The following is a 13,265-nucleotide window of genomic DNA, read 5'->3' as shown; positions in this document are numbered from 1 at the left end:
CGATCGACTGTAATATGTAGTTGCTACATATTTCTCATATCGGCGGGCAGACATAACAAATGTCTGCTCGCTTTTTTATTGGATCGAAAACGGCGTAACTGATTCGTTTCTACGGAATTTATGCCCAAACCATGTATTCGCGACACTATCTGGAGGTGGATCATTATTAGCAAAGACATGTATGTGAACGATGGCATTCGAGCACGCGAACTACGCGTTATTGATCAAAATGGTGATCAATTAGGTTTAAAAACACGTAACGAAGCACTTGAAATAGCAGGTCGTGTAAATTTGGATCTTGTCCTTGTGGCTCCTCAAGCCAAGCCACCAGTCGCTCGTATCATGGACTATGGTAAATTCAAATTTGAGCAGCAAAAGAAAGATCGTGAAGTTCGTAAAAATCAAAAGATCATCGTAATGAAAGAGGTTCGCTTGAGCCCAACAATCGATGAACACGATTTCCAAACGAAATTGAAAAATGCGATCAAGTTCCTTGAAAAAGGAGACAAAGTGAAAGCATCTATTCGCTTTAAAGGTCGTGCCATTACTCATAAAGAGATCGGACAACGAGTTTTAGATAGATTTGCAGAAGCTTGTGCGGAAGTATCCACTATCGAGTCAAAACCGAAAATGGATGGACGCAGCATGTTCTTAGTGCTTGCACCTAAGAACGAAAAACAGTAATAGAGTACAATTGTTTAGGAGGAATTCGACATGCCGAAAATGAAAACTCACCGTGGAGCTGCAAAGCGTTTCAAAAAAACGGGTACAGGTAAATTAAAACATGACCGTGCTTTTGGAAGCCACTTATTCGCTAACAAATCTACTAAAGCTAAACGTAAATTACGTAAAACTAAAGTAGTTTCTTCAGGCGATTACAAACGTATCAAAACTTTACTTACTTACATGAAATAATTTAAACGAAATCAAATTATTCGAAAGAATAGCAGGAGGTAATGAACATGCCACGCGTAAAAGGCGGAACAGTGACGCGCAAGCGTCGTAAAAAGGTATTAAAATTAGCTAAAGGTTATTACGGTTCTAAACATACATTATATAAAGTAGCAAACCAACAGGTTATGAAATCATTAATGTATGCATACCGTGACCGTCGTCAAAAGAAACGTGATTTCCGTAAATTATGGATCACACGTATCAATGCGGCAGCTCGTATGAACGGACTTTCTTACAGCCGTTTAATGCACGGATTAAAATTAGCTGAAATCGAAGTTAACCGTAAAATGTTAGCTGATTTAGCTGTAACTGATGCAGCTGCATTTACACAACTTGCTGATGCAGCAAAAAAAGCAATCAACAAATAAGTTAGATGAAAAGGCTGATAGATTTTCTATCAGCCTTTTTTTTACAATCTAATGCTTTCCCCCATTTGCTACCTGGGGTGAATATAGGCTTTTGCGCATTTCGTTATGTCTAGCTGCAGTGAGGAGCTGCCTCTACGCTATTCTTCAGTTACTTGTTGGAGGCAGGTAAAGGCACTTACGTTTTTTTAGAGGAGGGACAATTATGGTAAATGTAATTCTCATTTTTATCTTGTTAATGTCGGTCTCAGCGTTCTTTTTGATGGGCTATGACAAATCACAAGCAAAGAAAAAAGGACAAAGGGTTCCTGAAAAAACTTTATGGACTTTTGCCATCTTTGGAGGTGGAATTGGTGCATATTTAGGGATGCAGCTTTTTCATCACAAAACAAAGCATACCAATTTTCGTGTAGGCTTTCTCATGTTACTAATTTTGTATATATTTCTAATTGTTTGGTTGTTAACGGATAATAGTCCTCTAGTATTCTAATTTAATTTAGAAGAATCTTTAGATTGATACGAAATAATTACATTCGTATAGTGGTATAAGTAATATAGCCATATATAATTGAAATGAGGTTTTCGAAAATGACTAAGAATAAGTACTTTTTACAAGTGGTATTTCTTTTAGGAATAGCTATAGTAGGTCTCCTTTTTTTAACAATCTCATCTAGTTATTTTAATACAAAGGAAATAAATTTAGCTAACAATGGCTGTCTTGAAATTGGCGGGACGCCCATCCTCGATATTCATAGTAACCTAACAAGTGAATATTCTTTTGAGTGTAAAAAATGAAGGTAATAGTTGAAAAAGAGCTTTAAGAAGAACCTTGAACTGCGCCCTAAACTATGACAGTTAAAGGATAGATTTTCGCTTTCGGCGGGCGCTTTCCGTGGGGTGAGCGATAAGCCATCACCGCCGCTTATGCGTCGTTTGTGATGTCTTATCTGTCTCACTCATCCCACAGGAGTCGCCGCCTGTCGCTACAATCATATGAGTGTAGTAATAAAAATTGTAAGGTAAGGCAAAATGGAGATATAGAACTTTACATTTTAAGGGGCGGAGCAGTTATAGGTAGTTGTACGTTTTATATTAATTTCTTACTTTTCACTTTATTTTTTATTATATAATAAATAGAGAAGAAAGGGAGGAATGACATATGAAACATATATACGCTTTTGAAACACCATATGAGGCTGTTAAATACTTAGAAATAATAGAGTCCTTTAAAGTTAGATTAAAAGACTTTAAAGCCTTACTAGAGGAAGAATATGAATTAAATGAACCGCCTAAAGGATTCGTCTGGACTCCAGTAGATTTAGCTACTAGTACCTTTTCGGACATTCCAATTCCAGCTTATACAAATCGAAATCTAATCTATATGACACCAGACATTGGTGAATGGAGAAATTTTTTCATGAAAATATACGGAGATGTAGAGAATGATTTGATAAAAGATTTCTATCAACATTTTAAGGACGAAGGCGTCTTAACGATAGCTGGTCACGAAATGGTTCACCATTTAGATTTGTTTCCCGATGAGTTTGATGAGGAACGAGATAGTATTTGGTTTGAAGAAGGAATGTGTGACTACATAGCTAGGAAAAATTTATTGAACCCTGAAGATTTTGAAATAATCACTAATGTTGAATTAGCAATTGTAGCATATTATAAGGATCAATACGGCACTAGAAGTATAGATGAATTTGGAACTAGTTCCTATATTAATGAGTTATCCAGTATTATGTATGATTATTCTCGAAGCTTTTTAACCGTTAAGCATTTGGTGGAAGAGCAAAATAATAATAACCCGATAGAAGTATTTAAACAATACAAGCAATGGTATGAAACGGGAAGAAAAGAACCTTTGAGCACTTTTTTTAATGTAGAGAACTTATTTATAACCCTTAGCAACAAGGCAACCTTATGAAAAACAGAATCGTTATAATGACTGTCGGAAAGACACATAGTGGTAAAACAACATTCGCCAAACTATTAGAAAAACATTTAGCAAATTCAGTGATAATTGATCAGGACAATCATGCGGAGTTTTTAGCTACTCATTACATAAACTTATTACCAAAGACGGCTAGCAATAAGTTGAAATATGGGCTTACACAAATGATTGTCGATTATGCCGTTAAAGAGTCGGATTGCCATCTTATTTTGTGTAACTCCAATAGAAATATTAATGGTAGAACTAGGTTTTTAGAGTATTATAAGAGTTCTGGTTTTAAGACAGTGGTTGTATATTTTGATATACCTGAAGAAATATTAAAGGATAGAGTTACGGCTAGCGAGCGCAGTACATCGATTTTAAGAACTGCTTCTAATTTTGATGAAGTACTTATTCGACAAAATCTAGCAGAAGTAGTTGAACCAACAAAAGAAGAGGCAGATTATTTGTTTGTGATTAAAAAACAACAGGATGTGCAGATTATAGTAGGAGAAATAGTTAAACTTGCACAATTAAAATGAGTATCACCTTCTATTAATGCATCCTATTACAATTCCTATAAATTCTATAAGGAAGAGCTCTCGAATGAAATTATTTCGAGAGCTCTTCCTTATAATTATTACTCTTCCTTCATCAGCTGCTCGATTGGACTCTTCCAATTAATTGTAGCGTCAGGGTAATTCATTAGTATTTCTTTTTGGAGGAAATAGAAATCCTCTTTTGTGAATCCTTGAAGCTTAGAAGGATCTTTAATCCAAATGAAAATAGATACTACCTCAAAAGCCTGTTCGGTAGTACCAAGATATTTTTCACCTTCAAACATTGCGCCCTTGTAAGTGATAAAGAAGTTTTTACGAACGTTTTTAATATCATCATAGTAATAATACTGATCTTTTTCATAGGCTTCGTCTAGCTTTCGTTTAGGATCAAATAAGTATCGCAAAATTTTATAAAATAAATATATTATTAATGCAATTATTAGTAATCTTAAAATATGGACCATTAAAATGTCCTCCTTGTAAAATACATGATAATTGCTATACGATATAAGAAGTAGTTTGGTTTCAAAATAAATTAAATTTTTTGGAGGAAAATATGAATTTACAAAAACTTTTTAAAATGCAACGAGAATTAGACAGCTATATTGAAACAAATATGAAAGTAAATGAGGATGTATTTCAAAGAAAAGGTTTAGCATTAATCGTAGAATTAGCAGAATTGGCTAATGAAACAAGATGCTTTAAATTTTGGAGCAATAAAGGAGCGTCTGAGAGAGAGGTAATCTTAGAAGAATACGTAGATTCTATTCATTTTTTATTATCATTAGGTATAGAAAAAAAACTGGATTATCTAGAGGTTTGGCCACAATCTAATCTGAAACAAGAAATAACTGAGATTTTTCTTATGACAAATTCAGCTATATTAGATTTTCTTACTAATCCATCAGAAAATCGATATGAAAAAGTATGGATTATGTATGGGGCTATAGCAGAAAAACTTGGTTTCTCCAGTGAAGAAGTGCTGAATGCCTATATATCCAAAAATGAAACCAATTATGAAAGACAGAAAAATGGCTATTAAGTTTTAAATGTGAAACTTTTTTAAGTATTTTCCGTACGATATGTATCTTGATAATATTGGTATGGGAGGTGCTTTATGAAAAAGTTATTATATTTCTTGGTATCTTTAGTGATCGCTTTTCTTTCCTTTGGTTCGGTGGCAGAAGCAAAATCATTCAGCATTGACAAAGTACACATTAAATCTTGGATACAACCAAACGGCGATTTATTAGTTAATGAGGTATTTACTTATAATTTTGATGGGGCCTTTACCAACCTATATAGAGAATTTCCTGATACATACGATGATAGGGTAGTAAATTTCTATTCCTATGAGCTTAAAAGTCTAGATATGGAGCCAGGTTTTGTAGGAGAAGAATCGATGATTCCATTAAGTGTATCCTATGAAAATGACTATTTTCGTACGATTATTGATAAATCCAATGAAAAGGTATCCTTTTTTTATGCTTATACACTAAAGGATGCAGTAAAGTCTTATGAAAATTATAGCGAGCTAAAAGTGACTTACTTTGATGGGAACGCTCATTATCAAACCTATGAGAATGTTACAATTGATTTTATCCTTCCGCAACCAATGAATCCTGATCGTTTTGATGGTATTATGTTTGATCGGCATGCGGTAAAACGTGAGAAAAATCAATATGGGGTTAGGTTTGTGACTCCTAAATCAGAGGCGTATTCTACAACCAAGACTAGTTTTTACTTTCCATCTTCAGTGATGACAGGTATGTCGAAGATTAAGTCATCTCAAACGTTAAGTGATGCTTTTGCTATAGAACAACAAACATTTGACGAGACGTACAATCGATTAGAGGGGATGGGAGAAATAAAGAATCTCATTCCCAAAATAATTATTGGGTTGCTAGTGACTGCATTATTATTCATAATCTTATTGCCACAGAGACATTTTTGGAGAAGGGGATCTGAAAGAGATATCCTAGATACGGATGTTTTATATCTTTTTTTTGTGGACTCCGTAGGTAACACCAGTCGAAAAAGCTTTTTGGCAGGTTTATTTTCATTAGTAGAAAATGGAGCATTAAAAGTTATGAAAGGAAAGGCAGCGGTTCGTTTCAAGAATGATCCCAAATCACCAAAAGAGACACTTGAGTTTCAGTTGGTCGATCGAAGCATCGCTAAGGCTGATTTTGAAAATATAATGATAAATTGGTTATTCTCATCAAGAAAAGGATCGATTAAATCAAAATTTAATTTGCATGATATAGCTGGCGCGGCTAGAGAAGAGAAAAGTCAAAATGACTATTTTGTTCATCGAAAAAGAGATTTTAAAGAAAAGCAAAAAAAATGGGAATCGGCAGTTGAATCCGAGATGAAAGAAGCTGGAGCTTTTAATGATAAGATACCACTTACTATTTTAAGTATGGCGACCATTATACTGGCTATACTATTCTCTATTGCCTATTTTGTAGACTTAAGAAGCAGTTGGGGGATAGCATGGATTATAGGTGTTTCCTTGGTGTATATTGTAATACTATGGGTAAAGAAAAAGTCTAAACTATGGCTATTTTTATATATAGCATTCATGTTTTTTGCAAGCGCACAACTGGTAGATGAACAACTGTTCAATCAAACCTTTAATTTATTGGTTGCTTTCATTGTTTTATATATTGCTGTTCCAAGGAATATTTTATCTATGAATGCGGTCAGAGCTAAAGATTCTATAAGAACTTTTAAAAGAGCACTGAGAAAGCGTAAAAAAGAGAATGTTCCTTTATATTCTGAAGAAAGCTGGGCTATTCGAGCGTATTTGTTTAAAAGAAGACAACAAACTTTCCCTCTTGAAATGGCCACAGTTCCATTGGCAGGTTTGTTATTAGTAGAAACAGATCCTATGAATTATGTAATGGATTCATGGAGATGGACTAAGGGTTCCCTATTTTCTGGTGATGGTTCCTCAGGTTCCTCAACTTCATCCTCTGATGGTGGAGGTAGCTCTGGTGACGGTGGAGGAGGCGCTGGTGCAGACTAGTTATTTTATCACTAGAAAACTTGAAGATTCTTTAATAAATATTTTGAATATGCATTCAATTTGTCATATAATTAGTTGATGAGTATATTTAGGAGGTCGAAATAATGACGAAATTAGATGAAACATTAACAATGCTTAAAGATTTGACCGACGCAAAAGGAATACCAGGTAATGAGCGTGAGCCACGTCAAGTGATGGAGAAGTATATCGCTCCTTATGCAGACAAAATTGAATATGACAATCTTGGAAGCTTGATTGCTGAAAAAGTTGGTGATGCCAATGGCCCAAAAATTATGGTCGCTGGTCATTTAGATGAAGTAGGCTTTATGATATCTAAGATTGATGATAAAGGCTTTTTAAGCTTTCAAACAGTAGGAGGCTGGTGGTCACAAGTAATGCTAGCTCAACGTGTTACGATTGTTACACGTAAGGGAGAAACCATTACAGGTGTTATTGGTTCGAAACCACCGCATATTCTAAGCCCAGAGGCTCGTAAAAAACCAGTTGATATTAAAGAAATGTTCATTGATATTGGTGCATCCTCTAAAGAAGAAGCAATGTCATGGGGAGTAATGCCAGGAGATATGGTCGTTCCATATTTTGAGTTTTCTGTTATGAACAATGAAAAACTATTACTTGCAAAAGCATGGGATAACCGTATTGGCTGTGCCATTGCTATTGATGTCTTAAAAAATTTACAAGGTCAAGATCATCCTAATATCGTTTATGGTGTCGGGAACGTCCAAGAAGAAGTAGGTCTTCGTGGAGCTAAAACGTCTACAGCAAAAATTAACCCTGATATCGGCTTTGCAGTTGATGTGGGTATCGCTGGTGACACTCCTGGAATTTCACCTAAAGAATCTACAAGTAAAATGGGAGACGGCCCACAAATCGTTCTATTCGATGCTTCTATGGTTTCACATAAAGGCTTACGTGATTTTGTAGTGGATACTGCCGAAGAAAATAATATCCCATACCAATTCGAAACAATTGCTGGCGGTGGAACAGATGCGGGATCCATGCACATCTCATTAAACGGGGTACCATGTTTATCGATTGGAGTTGCTACTCGTTATATTCATTCACATGCAGGAATTCTGCATAGAGATGATTATGAGAATACAGTTAAGCTAATTGTGGAAGTTATTAAAAAGCTAGACCGTGATACAGTAAATAATATTACTTTTAACTAATTATAAAAGACTAATGAAGGTTGCAATAGTATTCCTCATTAGTCTTTTTTATGTATAAATAAATGTATATAAATCCACTTGACTTTATAAATATTCATATTTATAATAAAAAATACAGAAGGATACGGAAAAGAAGGGGATTAAATTTATGAAACTATTGGAATGGGTAAATCTGAAAATGGTTGATAGCTTAAAAGGAAAAGACCTTTTAACTCTCTTGGATTACTCAAAAGAGGAAGTGAGTGAATTACTAGAGCTTGCCACAAATTTAAAATCGTTGACGAAAGCAGGGAAATGCCCGCCGCTGTTAGAAGGTAAAACACTTGGGATGATTTTTGAAAAGCATTCTACTCGTACAAGAATTTCTTTTGAAGTAGGAATGAAGCAATTAGGCGGTAATGGTATGTTCATGAATGCACGTGATTTACAAATTGGGCGAGGAGAATCTGTATATGATACTGCTCATGTTTTATCTGGTTATTTAGATGGCATTATGATTCGTGCCAATTCACATGCAATGGTAAGAGAGCTAGCTGAGCATGCGAGTATTCCAGTGATTAATGGATTGACAGATCTTTATCATCCCTGCCAGGCATTAGCGGATATACTTACTGTGCAGGAAGTAAAGGGCTATACGAAGGGACTAAAGATAGCATATGTTGGAGACGGAAACAATGTAGCACATTCCTTAGTTATAGCGGCAGCATACATGGGTATGCATATAGCAGTTGCAACACCGATAGGCTATGAACCGAATAAAGAAATTATGGAAAAGGCCAAGGCTATTGCATTGGATAATGAAGGCTCATTATTTGTATCTAATGATCCCCTAGAAGCAGTAGTGAATGCAGATGTAGTGTATACAGATGTATGGACTTCTATGGGACAGGAGGAAGAAGCTGCTAAGCGCTTAGAGGAATTTAAGGAATATCAGATCAATGATGAGCTTGTAGCAAATGCAAAGCCAGATTATATATTTCTCCATTGCTTACCAGCCCACCGAGAAGAGGAGGTGGCCACATCTGTCATAGATGGACCAAACTCATATATCTTCCAACAGGCAGAAAATCGCTTGCATGCACAAAAAGCCGTACTTGCTTCGTTAATGGCTTAAAAGTATTGAATAAACTGTAACGACAGGGTGTGTCCTACAGTTTATATATATGCGATGTCGCTTATCTAGAAGGATGACTTCATCGCTACATAGGAAGAGTGATTCGGGAGACGCCGAATCACTCTTTATTATTTTTCTTCATTTTAATGATACAAATATAGAGAGGACCATTTGTTAGTGATGGATGACCAGTACGTTCTTGTCATACTCGTCCTGGCAGCCTTCTAGCTCGTAATCCGTTCTCGTTTTGGATAGGACAGTGACTAAGGATGAACAAGATGTTGTCTTCAAGCTACCTGCTCCAAAATGATCTCTTCTTGTATCTAATTTAGAGATAATAACGTTTCCATCGTATGCTAGATCACGAAGTATAGGGTCTCCTTCTGTGGTATAAGTAACTATACGAAGGTTGTCTTTTTGTTCATTATTCAAGTTGCTTAGAAACTCCTCAAATCTATTAAAATTCTGCAAGTCTCCATGTGTATCAACTATGTCCTCTGAACTAGGTGTATAATCTGGCAACGATGGTAGCCGTGATTGAATGACAGACCCCTCTTCTTGACATCCTATCAGTAACATTGCAAAAACAAAAATGAACATTAACTTCTTTTTCATTTCTTAGCTCCTTTTTAGTATTAGTCGGTAACGCTTCCTGAATGTTACATTTATAAAAATAGAGATAATGGTATTACAGTTTCCAATAAAAATTATTAATCGTACATAAAAGTGAAAAATAATGAAACGTTTTACATCCTTGCTTTATCTAACAGTTAGAAAGAAAGGGGGATTACTAAATTGTCGGATATAAAGAAAGTGCAAAAAGCAAAGAAGGGGAATCATAAAGCATTTCAAGAGCTAATTGATGAGGAAAAAGTAAAGCTTTATAAAATGGCTTTCATGTACATGAAAAATGAAGAAGACGTCCTAGATGTTTTTCAAGAAACTGTTTATAAAGCTTTCGTTTCTCTCAAAAATTTAAAAGAGGACGAATACTTTTCAACATGGATAACTCGCATTCTTATAAATACTTCACTTGATCATATTAAAAAGAAAAATAGAGTGGTTCCGATGGACCGAGAGTCGATAGAGCGGAAAGTAAATCCTTATTTCTCTTCAGAGAAGGATATGGATTTATTGGAGGCAGTCATGAAATTAGATGAAAAATATAAAACAGTCTTAGTGCTAAGGTTTTATCAGGACTATTCCATCAAGCAAATAGCGGAAATATTAGAATATCCAGAGGGAACTGTGAAAACAAATGTACATCGAGGTATTAATATTTTACGAGACACATTGAAGGAGGATTGTGTAAATGAGTAAGCAATGGCCAGATTTAAAAAAGGAAATGGATAAAATACATGTGCCACTGGAGAAACTAGATACAATCATAAAAAACACCGTCCAACCTGTCAAAAAGAAAAGATCAATGATAAAGATAGTGTCCTATAGTGCTGTGGGAGCAGCAGTCGCATTAAGTGTGTTTATAGGAACTGCTAGTGTTTCTCCTGCAATGGCCAAAATTGCTTCCCAGGTTCCACTAATTGGTACATTTTTTAATGATGTACAAGATGAAGGTTTACAAATAGCCGGACAGAAGGGTTTAACACAAGTTATCGACCAGTCTACAAAGGATAGTGGAATTACTTTAACAATAAACGAAATTTTTTATGATGGAACAAGACTAGTATTAGGTTACACACAAGAATCATTGTTTGCTATAGGAGAGCTGGAAAGACCAACTATTGAGGTAAACGGAAAAGAAATAAATTTCAGTTCTAGCTCATCTGGAAAATTTATAACTCCACAAAAGTATAAAGGGATGATAGAAATAAATCCAACAGAGGAGCTACCAGAAGAATTTGAGCTTAGCATGAGGATAGATGCTGTTGGTCTAATACCTGGCACTTGGAAGTTCGAATACAATGTAAAACAATCGAATGAAGTAATTGTGATACGCCCTGAAGTAGTGAAGATGATTGATGAAGCAGAAGTCAAAATAAGCTCTCTGAAAATTGGTCCTGCTGGGACAGATCTTGCCGTAAATGTAATGTCAGAGGAGAAAGAAACGAATTTAGAGCCTTATGATATAGAATTCTTTATAGTTGATGATGGTGGAAATATATTGGATCCATTAGGGAAAAATGGTCACGGTGATACTGAAAACGGCATCGTTACTACGCAATTAAGCTATTTCTTTAGCCCACTGAAGGAAGGAACTAAAAAGGTTCGAGTTATTCCTTATATGCTGGAGGACAAATTTGCCCTAGAGAAGGTCATCATACCTTTAAAAGGACAAAAATATCCTTTTACATTAAGTCAAGGGGATTTCGGAGATATTCTTGTTACAGAGATTCAGTCGAATGAGGAGCAGATAACTGTCTATTTTGATATACAAAGTGACTCAATTTACGATAATAGACTTACTAGAAATCCATTATGGCTAGAGGATGATCAGGGGAATAGTTTAGTGCTTGAGGATTCTCCATTCGCGCAAAGGATTGAAGGAAATAGCTTTAAACAAGTTTTCAAAGTAAGTGAACTAGAAAAGGCTCAAATAGTTACTTTCCAATATCCAAAGCCTATCATGTATGAAGAGTATGAAATAGAAGTCCCAGAGCAATAAACATATCTTTTAGTGAAGGAAAAAGTTGGGGAAATCAAAATATAGATCGATTATATTGGAAGAAGAGCAAATAACATGATTTTTGGAGTTAAAAAACTTAAATAGAAAGAGGATGGAAAATAAGTAGAACCATGCGACGTAAAAATGCTGTGAGTTGCTTCTTATAATAATCCCTAACTATAAGGATACTTCATTCTGAATGAATTTCGTTTTGAAAAAAAATTAACTAAAGATATCCTTTTTTATATCTGAAATTATATACAGTTTTCACTTGATATCAAAGAAAATTAAAGTTGTTCGGAGTGAAGGCGGGACCTCCTAGGAGACAAGCGCGTGTGAGAGACTACAGGCTCGCCCCGTGCCCCCGCGAAAGCGTCCGCAGTAGCGGAGAACACCGACTATGTAATAGAAAAGAGTCTCGAAAATTTACTATTCGGTAAATTTTCGGGACTCTTAGATGTCTAAGGTGGGTTTTGTTCCAGCCTCTTCTTTTAGTTGTGTATATTTAAATCTGTGATGGCTTACCTTCTAGAGGAATAGACTCAACCTCAACCTTATCTTGTTTTCCTGCGCTCTTGGACCAAACAGTTGCTATAATTGGTCCTGAAATATTATGCCAAACGGCTCCTAAGGCACTTGGAAGAGCGGCTAGTGGACCTAAATGTGCAGTTGCTAGTGCAACTCCTAAACCAGAGTTTTGCATACCAACTTCTATGGAAATAGCACGACAATCTGATTTAGATAGCTTCATCATTTTTGCAGCATAATAGCCAAGCAATAGCCCAGCTCCGTTATGAAGGAAAACCCCAACAAAAACTAATGGACCAGCCGAAGCAATATTGTCTACATTACCAGCAACTACTGCGGAAACAATGATAATAATAGCTAATACAGAGATCAATGGAACAATATTGGCGCTTTTTTCTACAGCTGTTGGTAGTAATTTTTTTATGAGTAATCCAAGTACGATTGGAACAATAATTACTTGTACAATAGACATAAACATGTCCATGGCATTTACCGGCATCCATTGGCCTGCTAACAGTAATAGAAGAACCGGTGTCATTAAAGGCGCCAAGAGAGTTGAGAACGAAGTCATCGTAATTGAAAGTGGTACATTTCCCTTTGCTAGGTAAACCATTACGTTAGAAGCAGTTCCCCCTGGCACAGAGCCAAGTAAAACCAAACCAGCTGCCAGTTCACTAGGTAACTGTAGTAAGTAAGCTATAGCAAAGGCAGTTAAAGGCATGATTATAAACTGTGCTGCTACACCGATTAGTACTGGCTTGGGATTTGTTAAGATCAGTTTAAAATCAACTGCTCTAAGCGTAAGTCCCATTCCAAACATTACTATTCCAAGTAGGATAGTTATATAGCCGCCAAAAGGTAGGAATGCTTCTGGTATTAAGAAAGCTATTACTGCTATTAAAATAACCCAGATGGCAAAATACTTTCCGGCAAAGCTACTGATTTTTTCTAAAATTTTCAT

15 protein-coding genes are annotated in these 13,265 nt (G+C 35.6%); 12 read left to right on the top strand and 3 right to left on the bottom strand.

Annotated features, from left to right (window positions below):
* Positions 1 to 162 precede the first annotated feature (162 nt).
* From infC to MHB55_RS13465, 6 genes are all read left to right on the top strand, one after another.
* A complete protein-coding gene (gene infC, locus MHB55_RS13490) occupies positions 163 to 684 on the top strand; it encodes a translation initiation factor IF-3 (RefSeq protein ID WP_186318088.1) in 522 nt (173 codons plus the stop codon).
* A 30-nt stretch (positions 685 to 714) separates the two neighbouring features.
* Positions 715 to 915, top strand: coding sequence for a 50S ribosomal protein L35 (rpmI, locus tag MHB55_RS13485; RefSeq protein WP_144535453.1), 201 nt, complete (start codon positions 715 to 717; stop codon positions 913 to 915).
* A 47-nt stretch (positions 916 to 962) separates the two neighbouring features.
* Complete coding sequence (rplT, locus tag MHB55_RS13480) at positions 963 to 1,322, top strand: 50S ribosomal protein L20 (protein WP_144535455.1); 360 nt, start codon at positions 963 to 965, stop codon at positions 1,320 to 1,322.
* A gap of 202 nt (positions 1,323 to 1,524) precedes the next feature.
* Positions 1,525 to 1,809 (top strand): DUF1294 domain-containing protein, encoded by a 285-nt coding sequence (locus MHB55_RS13475; RefSeq protein ID WP_144535457.1) that lies wholly within the window; start codon positions 1,525 to 1,527, stop codon positions 1,807 to 1,809.
* 669 nt (positions 1,810 to 2,478) lie between these two features.
* Positions 2,479 to 3,249 carry a hypothetical protein gene (locus MHB55_RS13470; RefSeq protein WP_186318035.1) on the top strand — a complete coding sequence of 257 codons (771 nt, stop codon included), beginning with the start codon at positions 2,479 to 2,481 and terminating at the stop codon, positions 3,247 to 3,249.
* Positions 3,246 to 3,797, top strand: a complete 552-nt coding sequence (locus tag MHB55_RS13465; RefSeq protein WP_225215938.1) for an ATP-binding protein — start codon at positions 3,246 to 3,248, stop codon at positions 3,795 to 3,797. Before MHB55_RS13470 ends, MHB55_RS13465 begins: the two co-directional genes overlap by 4 nt.
* A 98-nt stretch (positions 3,798 to 3,895) precedes the next feature.
* Here MHB55_RS13465 and MHB55_RS13460 read toward each other — a convergent pair whose 3' ends face one another.
* Positions 3,896 to 4,279 (bottom strand): sigma-w pathway protein ysdB, encoded by a 384-nt coding sequence (locus MHB55_RS13460; protein WP_144535459.1) that lies wholly within the window; start codon positions 4,277 to 4,279, stop codon positions 3,896 to 3,898.
* Between the two features lie 92 nt (positions 4,280 to 4,371).
* On the opposite strand from MHB55_RS13460, the gene MHB55_RS13455 reads away from it, so the two are divergent.
* The 4 genes from MHB55_RS13455 to argF all read left to right on the top strand — a co-directional run bounded on the left by MHB55_RS13455 (position 4,372) and on the right by argF (position 9,153).
* Positions 4,372 to 4,857, top strand: a complete 486-nt coding sequence (locus MHB55_RS13455; protein ID WP_144535461.1) for a dUTP diphosphatase — start codon at positions 4,372 to 4,374, stop codon at positions 4,855 to 4,857.
* Between the two features lie 75 nt (positions 4,858 to 4,932).
* Complete coding sequence (locus MHB55_RS13450; protein ID WP_340863428.1) at positions 4,933 to 6,846, top strand: DUF2207 domain-containing protein; 1,914 nt, start codon at positions 4,933 to 4,935, stop codon at positions 6,844 to 6,846.
* Between the two features lie 104 nt (positions 6,847 to 6,950).
* A complete protein-coding gene (locus tag MHB55_RS13445) occupies positions 6,951 to 8,039 on the top strand; it encodes a M42 family metallopeptidase (RefSeq protein WP_154310443.1) in 1,089 nt (362 codons plus the stop codon).
* Between the two features lie 148 nt (positions 8,040 to 8,187).
* Positions 8,188 to 9,153 (top strand): ornithine carbamoyltransferase, encoded by a 966-nt coding sequence (argF, locus tag MHB55_RS13440; protein WP_340844589.1) that lies wholly within the window; start codon positions 8,188 to 8,190, stop codon positions 9,151 to 9,153.
* A 174-nt stretch (positions 9,154 to 9,327) separates the two neighbouring features.
* Here argF and MHB55_RS13435 read toward each other — a convergent pair whose 3' ends face one another.
* The gene (locus MHB55_RS13435) at positions 9,328 to 9,768 is read right to left on the bottom strand and encodes a DUF4362 domain-containing protein (RefSeq protein WP_340863427.1); all 441 of its coding nucleotides are present in this window, start codon (positions 9,766 to 9,768) and stop codon (positions 9,328 to 9,330) included.
* Between the two features lie 180 nt (positions 9,769 to 9,948).
* On the opposite strand from MHB55_RS13435, the gene MHB55_RS13430 reads away from it, so the two are divergent.
* Positions 9,949 to 10,473, top strand: a complete 525-nt coding sequence (locus tag MHB55_RS13430; RefSeq protein ID WP_340863426.1) for a sigma-70 family RNA polymerase sigma factor — start codon at positions 9,949 to 9,951, stop codon at positions 10,471 to 10,473.
* Positions 10,466 to 11,776 carry a DUF4179 domain-containing protein gene (locus MHB55_RS13425; protein WP_340863425.1) on the top strand — a complete coding sequence of 437 codons (1,311 nt, stop codon included), beginning with the start codon at positions 10,466 to 10,468 and terminating at the stop codon, positions 11,774 to 11,776. The genes MHB55_RS13430 and MHB55_RS13425 overlap by 8 nt, the downstream gene beginning before the upstream one ends.
* A gap of 505 nt (positions 11,777 to 12,281) precedes the next feature.
* On the opposite strand, the gene MHB55_RS13420 is transcribed toward MHB55_RS13425, so the two are convergent.
* Complete coding sequence (locus tag MHB55_RS13420) at positions 12,282 to 13,265, bottom strand: bile acid:sodium symporter family protein (RefSeq protein WP_191696782.1); 984 nt, start codon at positions 13,263 to 13,265, stop codon at positions 12,282 to 12,284.

The organism is Psychrobacillus sp. FSL K6-1267 (assembly GCF_038003265.1).
Classification (GTDB): Bacteria; Bacillota; Bacilli; order Bacillales_A; family Planococcaceae; genus Psychrobacillus; species Psychrobacillus faecigallinarum.
The sequence above is the reverse complement of the archived record's forward strand: the minus strand, read 5'-3'. Positions and strand labels throughout refer to the sequence as shown.